At 64.2% G+C, this 25,618-nt stretch carries 19 protein-coding genes; 11 read left to right on the forward strand and 8 right to left on the reverse strand.

Going from position 1 to position 25,618, the window contains the following annotated elements:
• Window positions 1–112 precede the first annotated feature (112 nt).
• From IT430_16715 to IT430_16725, 3 genes are all read right to left on the reverse strand, one after another.
• On the reverse strand, window positions 113–1,474 hold the full coding sequence (locus tag IT430_16715) for a hypothetical protein (protein ID MCC6909583.1): 1,362 nt from the start codon (window positions 1,472–1,474) through the stop codon (window positions 113–115).
• A 9-nt stretch (window positions 1,475–1,483) separates the two neighbouring features.
• Complete coding sequence (locus tag IT430_16720; GenBank protein MCC6909584.1) at window positions 1,484–2,872, reverse strand: MBOAT family protein; 1,389 nt, start codon at window positions 2,870–2,872, stop codon at window positions 1,484–1,486.
• 86 nt (window positions 2,873–2,958) lie between these two features.
• Entirely contained in the window at window positions 2,959–3,912 is a 954-nt protein-coding gene (locus IT430_16725; GenBank protein ID MCC6909585.1) for a 4Fe-4S dicluster domain-containing protein, read from the reverse strand.
• A 243-nt stretch (window positions 3,913–4,155) separates the two neighbouring features.
• On the opposite strand from IT430_16725, the gene IT430_16730 reads away from it, so the two are divergent.
• Window positions 4,156–4,635: an Rrf2 family transcriptional regulator gene (locus tag IT430_16730; GenBank protein ID MCC6909586.1), complete on the forward strand. Its 480-nt coding sequence runs from the start codon at window positions 4,156–4,158 to the stop codon at window positions 4,633–4,635.
• Between the two features lie 23 nt (window positions 4,636–4,658).
• Here the strand turns inward: IT430_16730 and IT430_16735 are convergent, their stop codons facing one another.
• Window positions 4,659–5,531, reverse strand: a complete 873-nt coding sequence (locus IT430_16735) for an alpha/beta fold hydrolase (GenBank protein MCC6909587.1) — start codon at window positions 5,529–5,531, stop codon at window positions 4,659–4,661.
• 114 nt (window positions 5,532–5,645) lie between these two features.
• Between IT430_16735 and IT430_16740 the strand changes: the two genes are divergently transcribed.
• Complete coding sequence (locus tag IT430_16740; protein ID MCC6909588.1) at window positions 5,646–6,419, forward strand: hypothetical protein; 774 nt, start codon at window positions 5,646–5,648, stop codon at window positions 6,417–6,419.
• Complete coding sequence (locus tag IT430_16745) at window positions 6,416–7,414, forward strand: endonuclease/exonuclease/phosphatase family protein (GenBank protein ID MCC6909589.1); 999 nt, start codon at window positions 6,416–6,418, stop codon at window positions 7,412–7,414. Before IT430_16740 ends, IT430_16745 begins: the two co-directional genes overlap by 4 nt.
• A 146-nt stretch (window positions 7,415–7,560) precedes the next feature.
• On the opposite strand, the gene IT430_16750 is transcribed toward IT430_16745, so the two are convergent.
• Window positions 7,561–8,466, reverse strand: a complete 906-nt coding sequence (locus tag IT430_16750) for a hypothetical protein (GenBank protein MCC6909590.1) — start codon at window positions 8,464–8,466, stop codon at window positions 7,561–7,563.
• Window positions 8,467–8,965: 499 nt separating this feature from the next.
• On the opposite strand from IT430_16750, the gene IT430_16755 reads away from it, so the two are divergent.
• The 4 genes from IT430_16755 to IT430_16770 all read left to right on the forward strand — a co-directional run bounded on the left by IT430_16755 (window position 8,966) and on the right by IT430_16770 (window position 14,311).
• Window positions 8,966–9,679, forward strand: coding sequence for a hypothetical protein (locus IT430_16755; protein MCC6909591.1), 714 nt, complete (start codon window positions 8,966–8,968; stop codon window positions 9,677–9,679).
• A 413-nt stretch (window positions 9,680–10,092) separates the two neighbouring features.
• The gene (locus IT430_16760; GenBank protein MCC6909592.1) at window positions 10,093–11,259 is read left to right on the forward strand and encodes a hybrid sensor histidine kinase/response regulator; all 1,167 of its coding nucleotides are present in this window, start codon (window positions 10,093–10,095) and stop codon (window positions 11,257–11,259) included.
• Window positions 11,256–13,064, forward strand: a complete 1,809-nt coding sequence (locus IT430_16765; GenBank protein ID MCC6909593.1) for an HDOD domain-containing protein — start codon at window positions 11,256–11,258, stop codon at window positions 13,062–13,064. The genes IT430_16760 and IT430_16765 overlap by 4 nt, the downstream gene beginning before the upstream one ends.
• Window positions 13,065–13,591: 527 nt before the next feature.
• Window positions 13,592–14,311, forward strand: coding sequence for a hypothetical protein (locus IT430_16770; protein ID MCC6909594.1), 720 nt, complete (start codon window positions 13,592–13,594; stop codon window positions 14,309–14,311).
• Between the two features lie 140 nt (window positions 14,312–14,451).
• On the opposite strand, the gene IT430_16775 is transcribed toward IT430_16770, so the two are convergent.
• A complete protein-coding gene (locus IT430_16775) occupies window positions 14,452–16,287 on the reverse strand; it encodes an SLC13 family permease (protein ID MCC6909595.1) in 1,836 nt (611 codons plus the stop codon).
• Window positions 16,288–16,456: 169 nt separating this feature from the next.
• Between IT430_16775 and IT430_16780 the strand changes: the two genes are divergently transcribed.
• The 4 genes from IT430_16780 to truA all read left to right on the forward strand — a co-directional run bounded on the left by IT430_16780 (window position 16,457) and on the right by truA (window position 22,761).
• The gene (locus IT430_16780) at window positions 16,457–17,680 is read left to right on the forward strand and encodes an amidohydrolase (GenBank protein ID MCC6909596.1); all 1,224 of its coding nucleotides are present in this window, start codon (window positions 16,457–16,459) and stop codon (window positions 17,678–17,680) included.
• 30 nt (window positions 17,681–17,710) lie between these two features.
• Complete coding sequence (locus IT430_16785; GenBank protein MCC6909597.1) at window positions 17,711–19,783, forward strand: hypothetical protein; 2,073 nt, start codon at window positions 17,711–17,713, stop codon at window positions 19,781–19,783.
• Window positions 19,784–19,840: 57 nt separating this feature from the next.
• Window positions 19,841–21,847, forward strand: coding sequence for a hypothetical protein (locus IT430_16790; GenBank protein MCC6909598.1), 2,007 nt, complete (start codon window positions 19,841–19,843; stop codon window positions 21,845–21,847).
• Window positions 21,848–21,921: 74 nt separating this feature from the next.
• Window positions 21,922–22,761, forward strand: coding sequence for a tRNA pseudouridine(38-40) synthase TruA (truA, locus tag IT430_16795; protein MCC6909599.1), 840 nt, complete (start codon window positions 21,922–21,924; stop codon window positions 22,759–22,761).
• On the opposite strand, the gene IT430_16800 is transcribed toward truA, so the two are convergent.
• On the reverse strand, window positions 22,702–23,346 hold the full coding sequence (locus IT430_16800) for a class I SAM-dependent methyltransferase (GenBank protein MCC6909600.1): 645 nt from the start codon (window positions 23,344–23,346) through the stop codon (window positions 22,702–22,704). The two genes, truA and IT430_16800, sit on opposite strands and share 60 nt — an antisense overlap.
• 66 nt (window positions 23,347–23,412) lie before the next feature.
• Complete coding sequence (gene uvrB, locus IT430_16805) at window positions 23,413–25,524, reverse strand: excinuclease ABC subunit UvrB (protein ID MCC6909601.1); 2,112 nt, start codon at window positions 25,522–25,524, stop codon at window positions 23,413–23,415.
• Window positions 25,525–25,618: the final 94 nt, after the last annotated feature.

Here is a 25,618-nt window from a genome sequence, read left to right on the forward strand (position 1 = left end):
ATGTGCGATGATTGTCGATCTATCGCCTCGATTCAAGCGATCCACCCCGGGTTGATTTCCCTGTTTTGCATGGCGCCTGGTTCGGGGTTTGCACACAGCGGAGCTGGAGCCATCAGCGGGGAATGCGGAACCGGATCGTGTAGGTGCGGCCGTTCGTATTCGGGTCGGTGCCGTCTGAAGACGAGAAGTAAATGGAGTTCTGCCAGTGCGTGAATCGGCCGGCACCGTTGTCAGCAACCTCGGAGGTGCGGGCGACGGAGGGTCCGAGAGGCACACCGTCTTCGAAGACCTCGAGAATCGATCGGTATGGGTCTCCAGGCCCGTTTGCGTAATCCTTGAATTCCGACGCGGGAGCCATCCATGCGAACGGCGGCTTGGCCTGAAAGGGGCCTTTAAGCACAACAGGTTGCTCGAGATCTCGCAGTTCTGCGAATGGAGTGCGCGACGATTTCGGGGAGGGGAGCTGGCCTCGCAAGCGCTCGGCAAGGAGTCGGGTGAAGATCAGCCGACCCTCAAAGCCCAGGTGATCACCGTCCGCGAAGTGTTCCACCTTGAGTTCAAGATCTGTACTGAAGTCGAGGAAGCCGGCGCCCTGTGATTCGAGGTAGCTCCGCAGGTCGGTCATGTATTGCGTCAGGTAAGGGCTGTCGTGCGAAGGCTCTCCGGCCTCCTGCGCCTCCGCGTCCAGCACGCGCTTGATGCGGACGTACACTAGACGGATATCGGCATTGCGAGCGATCTCGAGTTCGGCGGGCAGGAACGAGAGTTCGACCAGAGCCGAGAAAGCTTTGCGGTCGCTGGACTTCGTTCCCATCGCTTTGAGTTGCGCCTGGCCGAAGAGTTCCTTGTTGAGGTTGTGATCGGCAAAGGTGCGTGCGATCGCTGCGTTGACCGCGTCGGTCCCTTCCAGGTCGAGCGCATCGCCCACCTGTCTCTTGACCCAGTTCTCGACCAGCGGCTTGACGATTGGCCGCTGCCGCGGAAGCGACCAGTGCTCGCTGACCAGGTAGTCGAGCGGATCGCGGTTCTGTCCGTATGCGAGCCGATCGAGCACCGGCTCGGTGGTATGGCGCAGGACGTCGATGCAGGGTCGGTACACTCCGTCCACGCGAAACGTCGGTTCGGTGATGTAGTGATCGGTGAAGAACACGATGACCAGTTCCGGCTTACCCGGACTTGGGATGATCAGGTTCTTGAGCGTCATGTAGTTCCAGGCGGACATCACGCCGCCATCCCAAATCTTCACGATCGGGAGACCAGTGCGCATCGCGAAGTGGATGACGTTGACTCCGTGTCCGAGCATCGAATTCCCCAGCAGCACGACCTGGGGCCGTTCCAACTCAAGCGTTTCGCGTCTGAGCTGGGCGTCGCGTACGGCTCGCTCGCTGATCGGTGGAGCCGGCAGATGCACATATCGCGTGACGATCCCGATCGTCGCTGCAAAGAGCATCAGACTGAGGATGGGGTGTCGCACGTCTCGTTCTCAGAACTGGAAGTAGATGAAATCCTGTCCGCTCTCCTGCGCGAAGAGCACGATGATGCAGATCGCCAACGCATATGCCACCGCCGACACCGGCCCCGACTTTTCCTTTCGGCGGGACAGGATGAGAGAGACGATCAGCGGCGAAGAATAGAGTCCGACGAGCGCCGTTATCGCCAAAGCGGCAACGAGTGAATCTCCGGAGATTCCCATTGACATGTCCGTCGCCGCAGCGGCGAGCCAGCTCATGCTGGACGTCCGGAAGATGGCCCATCCGGTGAGGGTAAGAAAGAACATCAGCGCCCAGGAGACCAGGAGCCCCAGGCGCGTCGCTGGTTTCCACCGGCCGGAGAAGCCGAACTGTCGATAGACGATGAGCAGGATGGCGTGGTAAATGCCCCAGGCCACGAAGTGCCATGCGGCGCCGTGCCACAGGCCGCTCAGGCCCATCGATATCAGCACGATCACCGCGCCGGCTGTCGCAGTCTTCACCCGCGAGCCGCCCAGAGGAATGTAGATGTAGTCGCGAATCCACGTGGAGAAGGAGATGTGCCACCGCCGCCAGAAGTCCGATGGTGAGACGGCCAGGTACGGCGAATCGAAGTTCTCCATGAGTTCAAAGCCAAGCAGTCGCGCCGATCCGCGCGCAATATCCGTGTACGCCGAGAAGTCTGCGAGGATCTGCACGGCAAAAGCCAGTGTACCCGCAGCCAGCAGCAGGGCCGTGGGATGATCGAGCATGTACACCTTGTCTGCATAGACCGATACGTTGTCAGCAATGACGAGCTTCTTGAGGTAGCCGCGAATGATCAGCGGCCAGCCGGAGATGAAGACGTCGGCATACCACTTGCGCTCGCTTTCGATCTGCGGTAGAAAGTGCGTGGCTCGCTCGATCGGTCCGGCGACCAGTTGTGGAAAGAACGACACGAACAGAGCGAAGTCGATGAAATTGCGGCGCGGCTCCATCTCGCCGCGATAGATGTCGATCGTGTAACTGAGCGTCTGGAAGGTATAGAACGAAATGCCGACGGGCAGGAACAGCCGCACGGCGATGGGGTCCATCTGGAATCCAAGAGCGTGCACGGCAAGGGCGAAGTTGTCTGCGAAGAAGTCGAAATACTTGAAGACGCCCAGCATTCCCAGGTTACCCACGAGACTCGCCAACAGGAGCCACTTGCGCTGCGCCGGGAAACGCTGCATGCCCAGCCCGCACAGGTAGTCAAGAACGGTCGAGCCTGCGATCAGGTAGCAGAACCAGGGGTGCACGTAGCCGTAGAAGACATAACTGGCGATCAGGAGCAGCATGTTCTGCCACATCCTTCGCCGAAGCAGCCAGTATCCGGCCACGACGAACGCCAGGAAGTACACGTAGGCGAAACTGGTAAAAATCATCCGTGAGTTGCCGGTGAACGGATCGCGCCGGCGGCGCTCCGAACAGGATGGGCCGCCGCCAATACTCTGCACTTCAGCGGCGAAGATCAAGCATCACGCGGTGAACTCGCATCGGCGGTGTCCCGCACGACAGGCGCGACCCGCCCGATTCGCTGTTCGCCCTTGTAGAAGCCGAACTGCAGCGGAACTTCGGTGATGCCGCGCCGGGCTGCGGCGAGGTCGATCATCATTTCGCACGCCTGGATGCAGTCGCCGCACTTGAGGCAGTGGTTGTTGGCCGGTGCATCGGCGACGCTCACGCCGCCGCGCGCTGCAATCGGCTGGGCCAGGTCCATTGGGTTGAGATCAACGGGGCAGACCTTGATGCACGCGTTGCAGTGCAGGCAGGCGTCCTTCTGGCCATCGCTGGTCGCCTCGCGGAAGTAGATGCCAAACTCCTTGCTCGGTGCAATGAACGAGTAGTAGAGCCCGATGGGGCAGGCTCGCATGCAAAAGCCCCAGCGCCACCACCAGCCCAGCGAAGCCAGCGCCGCGATCGCGCCCAGCGAAAGTCCCCACACCCACGCCAGCGCCTCGGGCGAATCGAACGCCACGAACGCAGCAGGGCTGGTCCACCACAGCATGCACGAGACCACGAGCAGAGCGCTGTGGCCCAGCGGCCCGGCCAGATCGCGCCAGCGCCTCCAGCGCGCGTAACGCTTGTCAGGCTTGAGGTTTGCCACGTCGGCGAGGCGATTGAGAAAGCCCACCGGGCAGCCCCAGCCGCAGAACATCCGCCCGCAGGCGAAATTGATCAGAAACGTAACGATGTACAGCGCGGCGATCCCGAGGATGACCGCCGCGAGCCCCTCTTTGAAGGTCGCTTCCTGGTAGAGCATCCGGTGCTGGCCGCTGTACAGATCGACCCGAGCCAGGCCTGAGAGAGGGATGACGAACAGGATGCCGATGGTGATGGCCTGCGTGAGATAGCGAAGCCAGACGTAGCGGTGGCCGCGCTGCTCGACGCGGGGAAGCACTTTGAGTCGAACGTCGGTGGCCAAGGCGTCTCCAGAGGGCGGCGGCATTTCAGCCGACCCGGTTGGCAAGCGTAGTTGGTCAGCGCACCCAACGACTCAATTCAGGGTCGGCTCCAGCGGCAATTGAGGGCTCACCCCGGCCCGCCAGCGGGATTGGGGGCAGAATCCCCGAAGTGGCTGCCAAAGCGGGGGAAGTGGGATAAAGCAGATTCATTTGTCCGATTTCGCCGGTATACTCACATGACTTCCTACCCTCGGGGGCCGGACATGCTTTCCACCACCGCTGAATACGCCCTGCGCATGATGATCGCCCTGGCCGAAGCTGAAGGCCGGCCTCTGACCAGCGAACAGCTCTCACGGCGCACCGATGTCTCGCCCGACTACGCCGTGAAGATCCTCCAGCAACTCGGCCGGGCGAAGTTTGTTCGGGCCCAGCGCGGCCGCGGGGGCGGGTTCCGTCTCGCCTGCGACCCGACGAGGACCACGCTGCTCGATCTGGTGCGCGTCATCGATCCGCTCGATCGCATCAACCGCTGCCCGCTGGGCCGCGTCGAACACGAAGGCCGACTGTGCGCGCTGCACGCGAGCATCGATCGCGCCATCGAAGTGCTGCACGAGCAGTTGCACTCCTACACGCTCGCCGATCTTCTCGAAGACGAACGCGGCACGATGTGCGCGTCCGATGAAGAAACCGTGCAGGTCAGCATCGAGCGCACCGGCAACGGCGCCGTGCCTCGATCAAACTGAACGCACTCGGCCCGGCCTGACGACTACCGCTCGGCGCCGAGATGCGCGCTGAAGAAGTCGACCATCATCTGGTCGATCTGCGGGTGGCTTTCGCGCAAGGTGTTGTGCCCGCCGCCGGGCAGGATGATGAGTTCTGCGTGGCCCGCTGACGCAGCCTGCAACCGGCGGCTGTGGCTGGCCGGCACGACGACATCCGCATCGCCATGGAGCAGCAGCATCGGTCGGTCGATGTGCGCGATGGCGTCCACAGGTCGCGCATGATCGGGAATGCAGATGGCCGCCAGCCATGCGGCGCCGAAAAACGGCGGATCGCCTCCCACCGCGCTCGCTGCGGCGTCGCGCCAACTCGAGAACGGCGACTCGAACACCGCGCAGCGGATCTCGCTTCGCTGCGCCATGACGTTCGGGCCGATCGCCCCGCCGAGCGACTGGCCGTACATCCCGATCCGCGCCGGATCGACATCATCGCGCGACAGCAGCGCATCGAGCGCGGCGTTCGTGTCGGCAATGAGATCGTCACGATGCTGCGCCGCTCCCTCGCTCTGGCCATAACCTCGGAAGTCGAAGAGAAAGACGTTGAAGGCCGCGCGCGGCAGGTGTTCGGTGAAATAGGCGTGGCTGAGGATGTTGCCGGCATTGCCGTGCACGTGCAGAATCGTTGCGTGCTGCCGCCGCTGCTCGGCCGTCGTCGCGCCGCGCGCCGGGATGAACCAGCCGAAGAGGCGGGTGCGGTCGGCCGAAGCAAACTCCACCGCTTCGCTCCCAGGCGGCGCCTCGGTGACCGGCGTCAGTCCGACCTGCGGGTAATAGAACATCCGCTCCATGCAGCCCGTGCTCCAGAGAAAGAACGCAATGAGCGGCAGCAGAATCGACCAGCGGATGACGGCGTTCCGCACGCGGCGCATCCGGGTTTTCGGCTGCCTGACCATCGCATGAGCGTAGCGGGGGAGTACCACGGTGACCTGCCCGGTGCGCAGGCGGACGGCGGCAGCGGCTACGCTTGAGCGGCGATGCGGCGATTCATCCTGCCCATTCTCGTCTACCTCGTGATCGGCGCGGTCGTCAACGTCGGCGTGGCGTGGTGGCTCGCCGCACGGCCGGAGGTGCCGGCGCCGCAGTTCATGTTTCAGCCGCAGGCGAAACCGGTCGTCTGGTCGCGCGTCTACGGCGAATCATTCCGACACGAGGCGCGGGCGTACATACGCCGCGGCGAGGTGCGCGTCACGGAATACTACGAATCCAATCCGTGGCCCGGCCTTGACCTCTCTTTTCTTCCGGAAGACACTCCTGAGGCACGCCTGCTCCAGTTGCTTCCGAGCATGTCGCTCCACCACCGCGGCGATCCGCTCGATGCGCTGCGCAAGCAGTATCCGCAGCGCGATCTCCAGTCGATGGAGCATTACACTGGCTGGCCGCTGCTATGTTTCGCGATTCGAAGGCTCGAAGTCGCCGAGATCGGCTTCAGTTCATTTCCAAAATCACCAACCTTTCGCACGCTCGATTCCACCGGGATCATGCAGGTGAAGAAGGACTGGCTCCCCGAAGGCTGGCGGCAGGAGATTCCGACGCGCATCAACTGGCCCGGCCTGATCACGAACACCGCCTTCTTTGCTGCCTGCTGTTGGCTGCTCACCTTTGGGCCGGTGCGCCTGCATCGTCGCACGCGCACCCGGCGCCGGTCGCGCCGCGGACTCTGCATCAATTGCGGCTACGACCGCCGCGGCATTGCAGGCGACTCGCGCTGTCCGGAGTGCGGCGCACCGCACGCGAAGGGAGCCTCGTGACCACCGAGACCACCCCGGATCATCCAAAGATCCGCAGCACCGCACGGACGGCGCTCCTCGTGTGCGTGCACCTGGCCGGGCTCGGCGTCGTTGCCGCGAGCCTGCTCGGACATCTCGGCCGGCATGGGCTCATCTTCGAACTCATGTCCCACTTTCGCGTGCAGTATGCGCTTTTGCTGCTCGCGGGCGCTGCGACTCTGCTCGCGCTGCGCTCGCGGCGCCTGGCGATTCTCACTGCCGCCGTGGGCATGATGGATGTGGTCGCCGTCTGGCCCTATGTCATGCCTGCACGCTACGCAGCGCTCGCGGCGGTCGAATCGAGACCATCGTTGCGAGTACTGAGCCAAAACGTCAACACGGCCAATGATCAGTTCGCGCAGGTGCTCTCGCTCGTCGAGGCCGAGCAGCCCGATGTGGTGCTGCTGCTCGAAGTCAATGCACGCTGGATGGTGCAGATGCGGCCGCTCGACGCGTCATATCCCTATCACATTTCAAGTCCGCGGAGCGACAACTTCGGCATCGCGCTGTGGAGCCGGTTTGAACTGCTCGAGCCGCGCATCGAGCCGATGACCGAGACGGCCGTCCCGACGCTCATCGCGCGGATCAACGCGCCCGGCGGCGAGCTGCGTTTCATCGGCACGCACCCGCTGCCGCCGGTCAGTTCGCGTTACCTGGCGCTGCGCAACGAACAACTCGGTCTCATCGCCGCGGAAGCCGCGCGCAGCGATCTTCCGACCATCGTCGCAGGCGATCTGAACATCACACCCTGGTCGCCTGCCTTCGCCGATCTGCTCCGAAACGGCCACCTCCACAACACCTCGCGCGGCCACGGCCTCCAGCGCACCTGGCCCGCGTCAAACTGGCTCATGCGCATCCCGATCGACCACGTGCTGGTGAGCAGCGCCGTTCACGCGACATCGCGGCGAGTCGGCCCAGACGTCGGATCGGATCATCGCGCGGTGATCGCGGATCTGCGAGTGAGCAACAGACCCTGAGAGTTGAGGCAAACCCATGCGCGGTCGCTGCCGTGTCTGCCGCTACAACTTGCGCGGCAACACGACCGGCATCTGTCCCGAATGCGGTACGCCGACAAAGGCGCGCTACGCAACTCGCGAAAGCGCTCCCTGACGAAACAGGTGATTCACTGCATCCGCGTCGCGACGACGTTGGTCGTCATGCCGTACTGCGCTGCCTGGAACCAGATGTTGTGGCCGCGCCCGCCGGGCGGGATGGGTAGCGCCCACACGGCGTGGCCGTTGCTGTTGGTCGTCTTAAACGTCCCGGCCTGTTGCGGCTGGGCGAGATCGAGCGTGACATTGAGTTGGCCCACATACGTGCTCCCCACGCCGCGCAGGCTGTAGATGAGATACGTGCGCGTCGCAGGCGTCATGAAGTCCACGGTGAACGTGCCATTCTGGCCGGCGACGAGCGGGTCAGGTGAGACGGATAGTGTGGGGACGTGGCTCAGGCCCAGCAGCGTGACCGCGCGCTCATCGCCCAGGCGCGTGTAGCGGCCGCCGTCGGCGCGCTGCCAGTAGAACGTACCCGTCCCCGGGCCGATCCCCTGCGCCCATTTCCACTGCAGATAGGGCTGCGGCGTCAGGCCGATGATCGAGACAAAATATCGCGTCGCGGCGAGCAAGGATTGCGGCAGAGCGATCTGCACTTCGAGCGAATACAGCCCGTTGCCGATCGCCGTCTGCGTCACGCTCGGGTAGTCATGCTCATCAAACGGGCCGGTAAAGATATCCGGCTGGATCGAAGTCGTGTTCGGGTCCTGGTTCCAGAACCCGATGCGAAATCCGTGCACTGGCGCCGCCTCGCCGATCCAGTGCACCCGGGTGATGGTCGCGTCGGCAGGCAGTGTGAAGTCTTCCCACGCGATGGCATCGAGATCCGAGTCATTGCCGTTGGGGTCCTGCCACAACTGGCTCGGGCGCAGCGTGCCGCCGGTGTTGAACAGCGGCTGGTCGTAGAGCGGGGTCTGGGCGAAGGCAGAGGAGGTGCAAAGCGACACAACCAACAGAATCAGGCAAGGGGCTTTCATTGAGTCTCTCCAGGTACAGGTGGCTGCACCACGTGCAGGACACGGGAGGCGCGGCGGCGAACGTGCAGCCATAAGCCGTTGGGCGGGAGCGTCATTAATGCAGATGTCAACATCCATTTTACGCACGCGGGCACACACGGTTCGCTGAATAGCGCCGGCACATCATGCCATTGGCCGACGCGTGAGGTAACTACTCGCCGCACGGTTGGCCAGTCGCATCGAACAGAGACCGCTCTGGCGGCGCTTTGGTGGTTCGCACGTTTCACCCGCGGCGGACGTTATCGGACGAACTGGCCATGCCTGCATTCACGCGGAGGCGTGGCCCCGGGCGCGGCTCCCCACGCGCCGGACAAAATCTGGCGATTTTTTCGTAATTGGCGTTTGAATGCTTGCGTATGTCGGGGAGATGAAGTATTCTTTACCTCCGGCGGCGACCGGTTAATCCTCCCTGGTGGCGGGGCGGCCGCTCGCGACCGGGACCGAAGTCGAGGAGAGACAGATGGTGATGACCCCTTCAGCAATGCGCCTGCTCTGCGCCGGTCTAGGCACGATCCTGATCGCGCCGGTGGCTTGGGCGGATTCCGTTTCGTACTCGTTCTCCAATCGCACGAACAACTACCTCGATCTTTCTTCGCAGTTCAAGATGACGGCGAGCGATGACGGAGTGGGCGCTGGCCAGGTCGGCCTGCTCTTCGAGAACTTCCTCGGCGGCTCCTCCGCGTCCATCGCCAACATTTACTTCGAAGATGGCACCGTCTTCAGTTCCTTCCACTCGATGACCCACGGCGGTGGCGTGGAATTCGGTCATGACGCCGGCGCGCCCCACGACCCGCCGGGTATCAACGATTTCGACAGCACGCAGTCGTTTTCGGTGAACGCGGACAACCCCAAGCCGGAGAATGGAATCAATCCCGGCGAGTGGCTGCGCGTGGTGTTCAACCTCCAGACAGGCATCGACTTCAACGAAATCATTTCCGCCCTGGCCAACGGCTTGCTCAAGACCAACGGCGATCCCGGCTATAACTCGCAGGTGCCGTCGCTGCGCGTTGCTTTCCACGTGATCGATCTGCCGCTGGGCGAGAGCGATTCATACATGTCCGAGGGCCCACAAAACATCCCGCTGCCGGCGCCGCTCGGTCTTGGCCTCGCGGGTCTGGCTGGCGTGTTCGTCATGGCGCGCAAGAGCCGCCGATCCGCCGCTGCGCCGCTCTGATCATCCATCTCTTTGATTCACACTTCCCAGCGCCGGGGCCGGACCTCGGCGCTGGTTCACTTTTCTGCGCTGCCGGACATGGCCCCGAGCCAAAACGGCCGCTCGAAGTGCCGGCCGTCGAGCCCACTCCCTGCCCGATATGCCCCGCCCTCGACGTCGCAACAACAGGCAGTAAAGGTGAAGCGCCATATCCCCGATCTGACCGAAGCCGGCGCAGAATCGAACGGGAGATCTTGCATCATCAGGTGCATCGGCGAGGCGAATCGACCGATATTCGCGGGGCGGGTCCTTTCCGACCAAGGTCGTCGGGGGAAGCGAGTCCACGAGTGCCCAGATCAAGCGGAGCAGGCAAGAGCGGCCGTCGAAGCGTTCGGACCTTCGCGGCTCATCAAAGAGCAAACTGGATTCGACGTATGAAGGTGCTCATCGTTGAAGACGACCCAGGGCAGATACGGCTGGTTAAACACTTGCTCGAACGCAGCGGGTTCGAGTTCAAGGTGCAGTCGGCCGACTCCGTTGCGGCCGCGCTGGCGGCGCTGAAGAAGACCCCGCCCGATGTCGTCCTACTCGACCTGACACTCGGCGACTCCGTCGGGCTGACGACCGTCCGGACGATGGCCCGCGCGGCTCGTGACGTTCCGATCGTGGTTGTCACTGCCTCGGACCGGCCCGAGATCGGGCTGGAGTCGTTGCGACTCGGAGCCCAGGACTTCCTCCGCAAAGACGAAATGGATGGTGCGGTCCTGGTGCGCAGCATGCAATTCGCGCACGAGCGCAAGCGCGTTCAGCTCGCGCAGCGGGAGCGGCGCCATCTGCGCGAAGCCGTTCGCGAGGCCGAGCGCGTGTTGGGGATCGTGGGACACGAGCTGCGCACGCCGCTGGCGGCGCTTCGGGCCACGACGGAGTTTCTGCTCTCGCCGGAGGCGAAGGAGTCCGCTGAATGGGACGTTTTCCTGCACGCCCTGCACAACGAAGTCATCCGAATGGCCGAGCTCGTCAACAACATGCTCGAAGCCGCGCGGCTCAACAGCAGACGATCAATGTGGTGCTGGGGGCCGGTCAACGTCACCGAGGCCTGTGACGCGGCGCTAAACGTGCTGCGTCCCCTGGTCGCTCACGGGCGGGTCGAATTGCGATGCCGGCACGAGCGGGAGAACCTGCACCTCCGCGGCGATGCGAACGCCATCCAGCGGCTTGTTCTCAATCTGGTGAGCAACTCCGCGAAATTCACGCACGATGGGTTCATCGAGCTGCGCACCCGGCAGTACCTCGAAGGCGGGCGCTCATGGGTCGAATTGCGCGTCGAAGACTCCGGCACTGGAATCTCGGAGGAGGTCGTGTCGAAACTCGGCGATGCGTTCGTTCTCAGCGCCGGCGCGCTTGGGTCAGATTATGTGAAGGGAACCGGACTGGGCCTGGCCATCTGCAAGGCCATCGTTGACGTCCACGGAGGCGAACTGACCGTCGCGTCCGACGCCGGAAAGGGCACGGTCTTCACTGCGAGTCTCAGAGCGGATCTCGAGCGGCCGATGCGCGGGTCACGGCGCATCCGGCGCGAAGGTGAAAGGCGGGCCGCATGACGGCGATACTGCTCGTTGACGACATGGAACTCTTCCGCGAGCCCATCGCCGCTGCCTTGCGTTCGCGCGGCTTCGATGTTTGTACCGCCGGAGACGGACACGCCGCGCTTCGACTTGCCCGCAACCAGCCTCCGGATCTTGTCCTGCTCGACCTCGCCATGCCGGGCATGGACGGGCTGAGCGTGCTGGGAGTGATGCGAGGTGATCCTCGCTTGCACGATCTGCCCGTGATTCTGCTCACCGCCGTGGCCGACCGTGACTACGTGATTCGCGCCGCCAAACTCGGCGCCAAGCATTACCTGCTCAAGACACAGTTCTCGATCGACCAGCTCATCGCCCGCGTCAAGACGGTGCTCGCCGAGCGCGCCGTTGCGTTGGAGCAACCCTCTCAGCCCCCCGGGGATTGTGAGGCCGCCGGCGGCGCCGTCACCGGCGCGACCAAGTCGCGCACGCCGGCCGAGTCCACTGATGACGCCCGTGAGGCGGACCGTGAAACGCTCGACAGCCCGGCCGCCCGCCTCAAGACGATGCGACCTCTGCTCAAGCGGTCGGAGATGTACGATCGAATTGACGGCACGGGAGAACTGCATGCGCTGTCGCCGACCGTCTCGAAGGTGATCAGACTCACCGAACAGGAAAGCAGCACCGCCGAGGACATCGCCAAGGTCATCAGGCAGGATTCCGCCGTGGCGATCAAGATCCTTCGACTGGCGAACTCAGTCGCGTTCAGTCGGGGCCAGTTGGTCGACACGCTCGACAAGGCCGTGGCGCGCCTCGGCATTGCCGCCGTGCGCCAGGCCATGCTCAATCTGAACGTCATCGAGAAGTTCGGCGCGACGAATCTCTGCGGCGATGTAAACATCGGCCGATTCTGGGAGCACTCGATCGGCTGCGGCATCATCGCCGCTCAACTTGCACGCCATCGCGGTGAGGAGGAATCTGAACTCGCCTTCACCATGGGCCTCGTGCACGACCTCGGCCGGCTGCTCTTCATGCAGGAACTGGGCGAAACGTATGGCCAGGTGCTTGAAACGGCCCGAAACCTCGGCCTGCCGCTCGAGCAGGTCGAGTCTCGTCTGCTCATGGTGACTCACGCCGAGGTGATGGACCGGCTGCTGCATGCCTGGCACTTCCCGAAGGAACTGATCGATCCGGTCGTGTTTCACCACCTGCCCGTCGCAGACATTCAGCACATGGCGCCCAAGCGCTCCAACGAAGTGGTGGCGCTGGCTCTCGCCGACCGGCTCTGCCACGCACTGCTGATTGGTGACAGCGGCAATCGCGTGCTCTATCCGATCGCTGAATACTGCGGTGCGCTCGGGCTGGATGGCGAAGCGATCTCGAATGTCGTAGAGACCGCGTCGAATGAGACGAGCGAACTCAAACTGGCGCTGCTGGCCGAATCATCCGGTGGCGCCTGGGCCGATGCGCGTGAAGAGGTTCGCGCACAACTGCCCGGTGAATTCCATCCGCTGGTGGTCTCCGAACAGCCGGTCTTCGATCCGATCCGCATCTGGTGCGGCCAGCTTGGGGACGGAGTGTACGAAGCCCCGAACCTGGCCATTGTGCACGCGTCCTCGCCGGAAGCAGTTCCGATGCTGCTCGACCGCCTGGGGCAGTTGGAGCGTGAGGAAGGCGTCAGCGGGCTGCCGCTGCTGATCCTGCTGCCGGAGGGCGCGGCTCAGCTCGACGCCCGGCTCATGCGGCGGCAGCACAAGCAGCTTCGAATCCCACTTCTCGAATCAACGCTTGTGGAATCCATCAAGAATCTTCTCGAGCCTTCGGCCAGCAATCAGGCAGCTTGACGAGCAGCCCCGCGGCTCGCGCCGGCGTGCCGGCCCTTGCGCCCGGCCATGCCTTATTCGATGCGCGCCAGGTTACTTGTTGTGCAGGTGGCGAGGTCAAGCAGTTGCATCAGCCCGCCACAGGCTTGTCGCCGTGCTTCACCCATGACGGTGGCCGAGCCGCTTCACGCTGGCTCCGATAAACCGAGCCGGTTCGCCACTTTTGGCGAATTGCCGAGCAAATCGCTCATATTTCGTTGCGATTCCCTTGACAATCGGGCACTTGGGCACAAACTAACTTCTTGCCAGCACAGTTCTTAAGGCTGCTGCGTGGGAAGAGAGACACCGGTCGCGCCGGCTGACTTCGTCGCCGGGCGACCTGCCTTTGCAGACGAGCGCGTTCTAAGCCCTTTCCCGGGGTGGCGCGCGTAGACGTGGTCACCGCCTGATGGTTCAGGTGGGGCCGACTCCGCCAGACCGGGCTCGGCACGGGGATCGGAAGCAAGACCAGTCCTGCAGCACGCCAGGACTCCGAGGAGAGGAAGAAGATGAAGTTGCGTTCGCTCTGCGCCGCCATGGCGCTCACTGCTCTCACAGCCGTCACCCAGGTGCAAGCCGGGCCGGTGTACGCCGGAAAAATGCGATTCGATTCGCTTCTTGCCGGCAACGGCACGGGCGGCGAGTTCGCCTGGACCAATGTCTCGCTGAACTTCACGCCCGCAGGTCAGGGCGATGCGAGCCGCGGCCTCGGCGCCAGCCAGTTCATCACCTTCTGCGTCGAGAAGAATGAGCACGTCGGGTACGGCCAGACGGCTCATGCCTTCCTCAACACCGAATCGGTCCACACCGGCGTGCCTCTCAAGGCCCAGACGGCGTTCCTCTACACTCAGTTTGTGCAGGGATCGCTCAGCGGCTACACCTACAACGCCAACGCGAGCGCTACGTCGTTGCAACTGGCCATCTGGTTTCTCCAGGAACAGATCGCGAGCCTCGGCGGCGATGTGCAGGCGCAAGCCTGGGTCGATCTTGCGGATGACGAGGTCAATCTCGTGGACGGCGGCACGTGGGGCGACACGATCGGCAACGTGCGCATCGCCAATCTCTGGAGTGGCATGAGCGGCGGCAATCCGTCGGGAACGGCGCTGCAGGATCAACTCGTGATGATTCCGCTGCCGGCGCCAATCTGGCTGGGCGGATTGGGTCTGATCGGGGTGATCGGCGGCAGCGCGTATCGCCGCCGGGCCGCGCGTTCGGCCGAATCGATCTGAACTTGAAGCGCCGGCGGATTCGATCCGCCATGAGAAGAATCACGCGCGACCTGGCGGGAGCACCGGGACACGCCTTTGCGAGGCGGACGCCCAGTCGCCTTTCCCGTGGCAGGTGAAACTGAGCCGTCGAGCGGCCGCGATCATTGGTGGAACGGCCAGATCACCGGCGCCAGGCACGAGGTGATCGCCCACATCGTGAGGTTCAGCGGGATGCCCACGCGGAAGTAGTCAGTGAACTTGTACCCGCCCGGTCCGAGCACCATGAGGTTGGTCTGATAGCCGATGGGCGTCGAAAAACTCGCGGACGCCGCCATCATGACCGACATGGCATATGGCGTGAAATCCACATTCAACTGCTGCGAGATTGAATGGGCGATCGGGAAGATGAGCACCGCCGCAGCGTTGTTTGTGATCAATTCCGTAAAGAGCATCGTCACGCCGTAGATGATGATGAGCGTGGCCCACGGGTTGTCCGACGCCAGCCCGACGAGAGTGTGAGCGATTGACTGCGCGGCCCCGGTCACTTCAAGGGCGTTGCCCAACGCGAAGGACGCGGCAATCACTACGAGCACCTGCCAGTCCACGCTCTTTCGCGCGACATTGCCCGGCACGCAGCGCGTGATGATCATCAGTCCCGCCGCGGTCATGGCGCCGACGAGAACCGGCACGCCGAGCAGGGTAATCGCGGCGATCATCCCCACGAGGATGAGCATCGCCAGCACGGCCTTCTCGTGTCGCGGCGGGTTGGAGTTCTCGATCTTGCTGACGAGGTAGAAGTCGCGGCTGTTGCGCTGCTGCTCGGCGAAATTCGGATGCGCTTCGAGCAGCAGCGTATCGCCGGCGCGAAGCACGATGTCGCCGATCTTCTTCTTGATGCGCTCGCCGTTGCGGGCCACGGCAATGACCACGGCGTTGTACACCGTGCGAAACTGGCCGTCTCGGATCGTCTTGCCCACCAGGCCGCAGGTGTCGGAGACCACCGCTTCGATGAGGCAACGCTGGACTCGCGGCGCGTCGAGTTTGAACACCTGGTCGCTCGCGGGAGTGAGACCGCGAACGCGATGCAGGTCGACGATGGAATCCACAATGCCCACGAACACGAGGCGGTCGCCGGCCAACAGCCGCTCCTGCGGCCCCACGGCGGGCAGCACCTGTCCCTGGCGATCGATTTCGGCGAGGAACAGGCCCGTGAGTTGCCGCAGTCCGGCTTCTTCGATGGTCTTGCCGATAAGCGGACCGTTTGCGTCCACGGTCATCTCCACCGTGTAGGCGCGCGGGTCGTCCTGCGGGCTCAGCGGCGGCTTGCGGTCAGGCAGCAGCCACCGGCTGAACACGAGCAGATAGGTGATGCCCACGGCACAGCACGGTACGCCGAGCCAGGCGATGTCGAACATACCGATCGGCTCGCGCTCCGGGAAACTCTCAAGCCACAGGCCGGCGACAACGAGGTTCGTGCTCGTGCCAATCAGCGTGCACGTGCCGCCGAAGATCGCGGCGTAGCTGAGCGGGATCATGAGTTTCGAAACGCTCAGGTGATGCTGCTTGGCCCATTCGGAGACGGCGGGGATCAGCATTGCCACGAGCGGCGTGTTGTTCATGACCGCGCTGAAGCCGGCCACGGGGATCATGAGCCGCATCTGCGCCGCGATGATGTTCTTTGGCCGGCCGAGGAGGCGCTGTCCCAGCCACGTCACCCCGCCGGTCTCCTGCAGGCCGGCGACGACCACGAAGAGCACTGCGACGGTCAGCATGCCCTCATTGGCCATGCCCGCCACCGCTTCCCTCGGCGTCAGAATGCCCATGAGCACCAGCAGCGTTACACCGCCGACGATGAGCACATCGGTGCTCACGCGATTCCAGATGAGCATGACGAGAATGAGCAGGATGACGCCGACCGTGGCCCACGCCTGCCACGACGGAGGCGCCGGGGGCTGGTCGCCGGCCTGCGCGAGCATGGTCAGAGCGGTATGAATCACGATCGAAGCGTTCCCATCCAGTCGCACGATCCTGCCGGGGCAGGGCCGATAAGGATAGCCGGGCACATCGTGCGGTTTGTGCTCTACATCGGCCAGCTCGTCGATCCACAACACAGTCGGGCGCGCCCACTCGGTTGGGTGGAGGAATCGGGTGCAGTACAATGCCCACATGGCCACAAACACCACCAGCCTTGCGAGCCGTGTCTCTGAACTGATCGCCCAGGATCTCGATTACCTCATCAGATTTCGCCACGACCTGCACGCCCACCCTGAACTTAAGTACGAAGAGCGGCGCACCAGTCGGCGCGTGCGCGAGGAACTCGCTGCGGCGGGCATCGAGTTCGTCGGCGATCTCGCGGGCGGAACCGGCGTGCTGGCGCATGTGCCCGGCAGCGGCAATGGTGACGCTATCGGATTGCGCGCCGACATGGATGCCCTGCCCATCGTCGAAGAGAACGAGATCGAGTACCGGTCCACCACTCCGGGCGTCATGCACGCCTGCGGCCACGACGGGCACACGACGATCTGCCTCGGCGCTGCGCGCGTGCTCAAACGGCTTTCCGAGGAGGACGGACTGCCCCGCAGCGTGAAGTTCGTCTTTCAGCCGGCCGAGGAAGGCGGGGCGGGCGGCCGGCGCATGGTCGAAGACGGCTGCCTGACGGACCAGGTGCTCGGGCCGCGCATTGGCGAGATGTTCGGCCTGCACTGCTGGCCCGTGCTGCCGCTGGGAACAGTCGCGACGCGTCCGGGCCCGCTGCTGGCCGCGACGGATCACTTCACCGTGACGATGCGCGGCAAGATGGGTCACGCCGCGAGCCCGCACTTCTCGCATGACCCCATCGTCGCGGCGTCTGAACTGGTCATGGCGCTGCAGTGCATCGTCAGCCGCAACGTCGATCCGCTCGAATCGATGGTCATTTCAGTCACTAAGTTCCACGGCGGCAGCGCGTACAACGTCATTCCCGAGGAAGTCGAGATCGCCGGCACGATGCGCACGCTGACCGACGAGATGCGTCGATTCGGCCGCACGCGCTTCTACGAAACGGCGCTGAACGTGGCTGCGATCCACCGGTGTGTGGCAGAGATTGAGTGGGAACAGGGATATCCGGTGACGCGAAATGATGCGGGTGCGGTCGAGGCGTTCTTCAAAGTGGCGCGGCAGGCGGTGGGGGAGGAGCGGGCGACGCTGTATCCCGTGCCGTGCATGGGCGGCGAGGATTTCTCGTACTACTGCAACGAGGTGCCATCGTGCTTTTTCCTGCTCGGCCAGCAGCGCCGCCCCGATGAGCCGTACCCCATGGTGCACACGCCGCGGTTCAATTTCAACGACGATTCAATCGCCCTGGGCGTCGAGATGTTCTGCCGACTGGCGCTGGGGATTGGGAGGGATTGAGGCTGTCGGTCCGAGTCGAAGGAGCTTCTCATGTACGGGGACGATCGCTGGCAGTACCACATCTGTGGGTCCCTGTTGGCCGCGCTGATCCTCGTCTGGGGACTCTGCTCGGTCGCTCGCGCCCAGAGTGACGACACCAGCAATGCGGCAGTGTGGTACCAGCGAGCGTGGGAACAGCAGTGGAACCTCTCGAAGGACGAGATTCTCGCGGTTGAGTTGTATCGCAAGCAGGCCGGGCAGCCTTCGGCGGAGGTGCGCGAGATCATGCGCAAGGCGGCGCCGATGCTTGCCGACATCCGCCGAGCGACGAACATCGCTTATGCTGAGTTTGACGTACTTCCGGGTGTGCCGGAGGGCGGTAGGGTTGTGCAGGTCGGGAAATTGCGCGGCTTAGTCCCCTGGATCGACGCGGACACCAAGATCAGAATCGCCGATGGCGACGGCGCGGGGGCGGCATCGCAGATGGCTGCGATGTATCGAATCGTCGCGCATGCAGGTGATGGCCGCAGCCCGATGAGTGCGCTCTATTCTGCGGCATTGGGCAACTTCCTCGAGTCCACACTCGACTACGCGACAGAGGGCCAGTCACTGGGTGCTGGTGACCTGGCGGTCGTGCTCAGCGCCATGGATGCACTCAATCCGCATGATCCGTTCCAGTTCGTCGATGGATTCGCAAGCGAGCAGGCGTACGTTGATCAATTGCTTGACGCGGCCCGCCAGCCAGGATCTGCACTTCAAGTCTCCAAGGTCCTTCAGGAGATTGGCTACGAGCCGGAGCATGTTCCGGGTCTGGCAGATCTGAACGAAGGCGAGCAGTGGGCCGAGATCGCGGCCTATCGCGACCTTCTCGGCACGTTCACAACGATCGAAGACAGTGATGATCCGCAATGCGCCGCCGAGCAGGTCAGGTTGTTGCAGGACGCAGCCGGCAGCGGCGAACTTGGGCCGTTGGTGACGGCGGCGCTCGAGGCGCTGATCGGCTTCCACGAAACCAATACCAGAATCAAAGCGGCGCTGGCGGCGCGTCGATTGCAACTGGCCGGGCTCGTGCAGGGGGAGATCGAGCCGGTCGAACTGGCCAACGCGGCCGTCTACTACCGGCGTGGCATTGAGCATCTCAACTCTGTCAGCGTGCCGTGGCCCGATATGCTCGCGCGAATCGAAGCCGGAGGCTCAGCAGCGGCGGGTGAGCTGACGCAGGAGCAGTGGGAAGAGATTCAAACGATCATTGAGAAGGCAATGGAGCAGTTTCACGCAGGATCGCTCATTCGGCGCTGCGACTTCTCGACCCGGCGGCTGCAAGAAGAGGTTTTTCTGCCGGACTATGCGGGGGGCATGCGGCTTGGCCTGGCGGTGTGTGGGGCGCGGGTGCACGGGCTGTTGGAATCGGGCCGCTACGACGACGCCGCGGCGCATCTGGCCACCTCCTTTCGCATCATCGGCCACCTCGGCGGCGACGGCGTGGTCTTGTCGGCGATGGAAGCGCACGATGCGTACCAGCGCGGACTTGGACTTGTGCGCGAGGTGCTCAGCGCCGCGTCAACGGCTGGCGACGACGCAGCACAGTCGATCGAGGCGGCGCGCCTCGCCGAACTCGCCGCCGCGATCCGCCGCACCCGGCCGCACGATCCGTTCGGCTATCGGGCCGCTGACCAGCTGATGAGTGAAAAGAGCGCCTCTTGGATTCGCGCCGAAACTTCATTGGCGCTTCAGCGGTGGAAGCCCGACGCAGCCGCTGGCGAGCATAAGGCGATGGACGAGCGAGCATTGCGCTGGATTGCGTCGCTCACGCCTGCCCAGCGCTGGTACGCGTTCGGCGCGATGTCGCTCAATTCGGATTGGGATGAGCATCTCGTCGACCGGATCCAGGAGCGGGCGGACTCGTACAGTCGTCGCGGGATTGCGTCCATCGTGTCGATGGCGGCTTCAGACTCATCGAAGATCAGAGCCGCCTGCCGCACGGGAGAGTTCAAGGCGCTGGAACTGCCGGATGTCGAGTACTGGCTGAACCTGTCGGGGCGAGTGCGTGACGCGGCAACCGATCAGCGGGCCGGCGACCGGCTTGCCGAAGCGCTGGTGGAGGTTGCTTCGGTGGAACCGTAGCCGCGTCGCACGCGTAAACTGGCGGCGGCAGCGCATGATCCGCAGCGGGAGGTCTGATTGAGAGAGCAATTCCTTCTGACGCTGGTGGCCACCTGGCTCAGCCTTATCGGCAGCGCCGCCCTCGCCCAATCCGACAGCACGCGCAACGCCGCGATGTGGTATGAGCGTGCGTTCGAGCAACTCGAGCAGTTCACGCCCGAGGAGATGGAGGCGATCAACAACTATCGATCGAGCCCCGGCCAGCCGCCTTCGCCGGAGGTGCGGGCCCTGCTCAACCGGGCAGCGCCGATCGTGGACAACGTGATCCGCGCCTCGCAGCAGGGGTACAGTGACTTCGGCCTGGACTATTCGCAGGGCTTCGACATGCTGCTGCCGCACCTTGGCCCTATGCGCAACCTCGCGCGGCTCGTGCAGGCTGATTCAGCCATGCGGCTGCACGATGGCGATGGCATCGGCGCCGCCGAACGAATCGGCGCGCTCTACCGAATCGCCGACCAGGCCGGCGATGATCGCATTCTCATCAGTTCGCTCGTCGGCCGGGCGGTGTTCGAAGTGGCCGAGCAGTCGGCCGAGATGGGTTTCGATCGCGGGGCGTTCGATCCGGCGGCCGCGTCGGTGCTGCTCAAGGCGACCCGGGCTTTCGATCAGGATGATCCATTCCAGACCCTCGACGCCATTCTCATGGAGCAGACCCTGTGCGTCGACATGATGCGCGATCACTTCCTCAGCGGCGATCCCGAGAAGCGCTCGGAGATCCTGACTGACCTGGCCAGCGACGCGGGCCTGGGCGAGCAACTGGCCCAACTCTCGCCCGAAGAGATCGAAACCAGCCTGAATCAGTACAGCGATCTCATGGAGCAGTTTGTCGTCGCGTTTTCGCAGGAAGATCGCGAGGTGGCACGCGCTCAGCTCGACGCCATCGCCAAGGGATTCGAAACCGGCGAGTACGGCCTGGTCGCGCAGATCCTCACGCCGGCACTCGGCCGCGTCTACGACCTGACCATGGAAGGCAAAGACAAACTCCACGCGCGCATTGAACTGCTCGAAGGCGTGACGCGCGGCGAGGTGGATGTCCGCACACTCACCAACGCTGCCGTGTGGTACCGGCGCGGCATCGAACAACTGCCGGCAATCGATGACGCGTGGAAGCAGGCGATCCGCACCCTGGACGCTGCCAAGCCGCTGGAGCCCGAACGCCTTGAGGCGCTGGGCGCCACGGCCGATTCCATCCGCGGCGCACTGGACTGCTTCGTGACGGGGTCCACAATTCCCCGTTGCGATTTTGCGACGGAGCGCGATCCGCGTGAGATGTTTGTGCCGCGCTACGCCGACGGCATGCGCGATGGGTTTGCCCTGCTCATCATCGAAGCCCTGCGGCTGGCGGCGGGAGGGGACATCGAGGCGTCAGCGCAGATGCTCGCCGCGGCGTTCAGGATCAACGCGCATCTCTCGGACGATCACCTGCTGGTCAGCGCGCTGGTGGCTCGGGAGGGCTTTCTTCGCGCCGCCCAGGCGGCGGCCGGGGTCGAGCAGCGCCATCACTTCAGCGAGGCCGCCCGAGAGGAACTCGCCGCAGCCATTCGCCGCTGCGGGCCGGGCGATCCATTCGGCTTCGTCGGCGCGATGAGCAAGTGCCGCGAGTACGTGCACAAGTCGCTCATCATGCCAGCGCCGGGCGAGACGCGTGAGCTGCGCGAGGCCCGGCTGCAAGAGTGGCTCAGCGAACTCGACGCCGACGCGTTGATCTATCTGATGGCCATGGCGGACGTGCTGGACTACGACCTGTCGCCCCGCGAGCCGTTCAACCGCGATGGCGCGGCGAGGCTGGGCGACTATCTGCTGGCCGAGACGATGGATCTCGCGGCGATCGACGCTCCGGCGCTGGCCTCGCTGTGCCAGGAGGGCCGACCGGAGGCATTCCAGATTCCCGAAACGGCGCAACTCGTCGGCGCCTCGACGCGCATGGCCGGCGCCCGCAGCGAACAGTGGCCCACCATCACCTGGGCCCTGCAGCGGGCGCCGAAGCAAGGTGACGGCGCGGCGGGTGAATCGGCCCGCCCCTGAAGAGCGGCGCAAGCCGCCGTTCCGCGTGCACCACGCGTCGCCAACCTCTCCGCAGCGCCCGCTACGATCAATCGATGCAGCGGCGATATCGGCTGACAGTTCGATACGACGGCTCGGAGTTCCACGGCTGGCAGAAGCAGGAGCGGCCAGGCGAGGAGGCACTGCGCACCGCGCAAGGCGTGCTTGAGTCGGCCGTAAGCCGCGCCGTCCGGCAGCCCGTGATCCTCATTGGCGCCAGCCGCACCGACGCCGGCGTGCACGCGCTGGGGCAGGTCGCTGCGTTCAACGCCGAGACGACGATCCCAGTTGAGCGGCTGCATCACGCCATCAATCGCTACCTGCCCGACGACATCGCCGTGACCGAGGCGAGCGAAGCGCCGGCGGCGTTTGATCCCATCACCTGGGCCATGCGCAAGGCGTACGAATACACGATTCACAACGCGAGCGTCAAACCCGTGTTCGAGCGCCACCGCGTGTACCACTGCTGGCACACGCTGGATGCCGCCGCCATGCACGAAGCCGCGCAGCGGATCATCGGCGAGCACGACTTTGCCTCCTTCGCCAACACCCACCACGGCCGCAGTTCAACGGTGCGCACGGTGTTCAGTTGCGCGGTGCGGCGAGGCGGCGAGCGCATCGTCATCGAGATCTGCGGTTCAGGCTTCCTCTACCACATGGTGCGCATCATCGCAGGCACGCTCGTCGAAGTCGGGCGCGGCGCGATGAGCCCGGATGACGTTTCGCAGGTTCTGGCAGCGCGCGACCGGACGGAGGCCGGGCCGACGCTCGACGCCGCAGGCCTGCGGCTCATGTGGATTCAGTATGCCGGCGATGATCCGGCCGAAAGAGCAGTTTCAGGCGCGCTGCACGGCGATCCACGGCTGGCCGTTGACGATGGGACGATCGACGCGTGACGCCCACAGCCCGCGCTGGCGGCAGGCGCTGGCGATCCACCTGAAACTGTGGCAGATCATCCCCGACTGGTCCGACTCGTGGCTGCGCCCCACCCAGCCGACCCCGTTGTAGTCGTCGCCCTTGTACCAGCGCGCGGGCCGGAAGCTGGCGAGCAGCACGGCCTCGGGCGCGCCGCACTGCGCCACGCCGTCGAGCATCGCGCCGATCTGCGCTTTGTCTGCGTGTGTCCAGACGCTCCGCGCGATGAAGTGCGTGAACTTGTTGCCGAAAACGGAGAAGTCGAAGCGGTCGTTGGGATCGAAGCGCGGCTGCTTGATGCGGATGATCTCAGGATCGACGATTGACTTGAGCCCATACGCAAGCATCTCGGTGTTGGGTTCGATGCCGCAGTAGTGGCCCGGTTCGAGCAGCGGGATGATCCACCGCCCGCCGCGCAGACAGCCGCATCCGATGTCGAGAAGCATGCTCTGCGGACTCAAGCCAAAGTCGAGCAGGGCCGCGAGTTGTTCGCGTCCGACGGCGTCGAACACTTCAGGCGGGCCGCCGAGGAACTGCTGCTCTTGCGCGCTGGACGGTTCATTCATGTGACGGCGACACGGTAGTGGGCCGGCGCCAGCGCTTCAAGCGCTGCGGCTCGCCGTTTGGGCTCGCTACTTGCGCGCCCGGCGGCGCTTGTGAGGCTTGGCCACGCCGGGCGGCGCCTGGCCGGGCTGGCGCCCGGGCGCTGCGGTGCGCCGCTCCAGGTCCGACCGGCGCACCATTCCGTCCTCGCCCGATGTCTTGAGCGACTTGATCTGGTCTCGCAATTGCGCCGCTCGTTCGAAGTCCAGACGCTGGGCAGCCTCGAGCATGTCCTTTTCGAGTTCGACGACGAGTTCGGTGCGCTCGTATTCTGGCTCGGCCTCGTGGATGGCTTCGCGCACGGTGCGGTTGGCGCGGACCTCAAGCTCAATGCCGCGCCGAATGGCCTTGACGATCTGCGTCGGCGTGATGCCGTGCTCGGCGTTGAACGCCAGCTGCTTCTCGCGGCGCCGCGTGGTTTCGTCGATCGCTTCGGCCATGGCGGCGGTCATCTTGTCGGCATACATCACGACCTCGGCGTTCACATTTCGGGCGCAGCGGCCGATCTGCTGGATCAGGCTCGTCGCGCTGCGCAGGAATCCCTCCTTGTCGGCGTCGAGAATGGCCACCAGCGACACCTCGGGTAGGTCGAGCCCTTCGCGCAGCAGGTTCACGCCCACGAGCACGGAGAATTCGCCTTCGCGCAGGGCCCGCAGAATCTCCCAGCGATCAAGCGTTTCGATGTCGCTGTGCAGGTAGCGCGTGGCCAGGCCCTTCTCCGTCAGGTAGCGGGTGAGATCTTCGCACAGCCGCTTGGTCAGGGCGGTGACGATGACGCGCTCGTTGCGGGCGGCAATCTTCTCGCACCGGGCGATGAGATCGGGCACCTGGCCGTCGGCCGGGCGAATGGTGATGACGGGATCGACCAGACCGGTGGGGCGGATGACCTGCTCGGCAATCTGTCCGCCGCTCTTCTCCAGTTCGTACGGTCCGGGAGTGGCGCTGACGTAGACGACGCGCGGCACCATCTTCTCGAACTCTTCAAATCGCAACGGCCGGTTGTCGAGCGCGCTGGGCAGGCGAAAGCCGTGATCGACCAGCACCTGCTTGCGCGCCTTGTCGCCGTTGAACATCGCGCGCACCTGCGGAATCGTCACGTGCGATTCGTCGATGAGCAGCAGCCAATCGCCTTTGGAGCGGCCGGGCACGTGGTTGAAGTAGTCGAGCAAGGTGTACGGAGTCTCCCCCGGCCGGCGGCCGTCGAAGAATCGTGAGTAGTTCTCGATTCCCGAGCAGTAGCCGACTTCTTCGATCATCTCCAGGTCGTACTTCGTGCGCGACATGAGGCGCTGGGCCTCGAGCAGTTTGCCCTCGTGGCGCAACTGCATGACGCGCACGTCCAGTTCGTCGCGGATCGCCTGCAGGGCATGCTTCATCTGGTCTTCGGGCATGACGTACTGCACCGCCGGGAAGATGAAGTAGCGATCGACGTCGGCAATGAGTTCGCCGCTGGTCTGGTCGATGATCTGCAGCGTCTCGATCTCGTCGCCGAAGAGCTCGATGCGCACGGCATGCGTTTCATTCGCGGGGTGGACCTCGATGACATCGCCGCGCGCGCGAAAAGTGCCGCGGGCCCGTTCGTACTCGTTGCGCTGATACTGCATGTCCGCCAGGCCGTGCATGAACTCGCGCCGGTCGAGAATTCCGCCCTTCTGGAGGTGCAGCACCTTGCGCTTGAACTCCTCGGGCGAACCGAGGCCGAAGATGCACGACACCGACGCCACGACGATGACGTCATCACGACTGACAAGGTGGCTCGTGGCCGCCAGGCGCAGGCGGTCCAGGTCGCTGTTGCGCGAGGCGTCTTTTTCGATGTAGATGTCGCGCTGGGGGATGTACGCCTCGGGCTGGTAGAAGTCGTAGTAACTGACGAAGTACGACACGGCGTTGCGCGGAAAGAGTTCCTTCATCTCCTCGTAGAGTTGGGCCGCGAGCGTCTTATTGTGGCTGAGAATGAGCGTGGGCTTCTGGAGACGCTCGATGACATGCGCCATGGTGAAGGTCTTGCCGGTGCCGGTGGCGCCAAGAAGCGTGATGCGATCCTGGCCGCCCTGCAGTGCGCTGGCGATCGTCTCGATCGCGGCGGGCTGATCGCCGACGGGCTTGAACGGGCTGACGACCTCAAAGGGGCGAAAGGGCATGAAGCGATTGTAATTGACCTGCGGGGGAAAGGCTTGCAGTGCCGAATCGCGAGGCAGAAAGCGAGCGTCGCGCGGCCGATTGACGGCCGCGCGA

The organism is Phycisphaerales bacterium, from assembly GCA_020852515.1.
Classification (GTDB): Bacteria; Planctomycetota; Phycisphaerae; order Phycisphaerales; family UBA5793; genus UBA5793.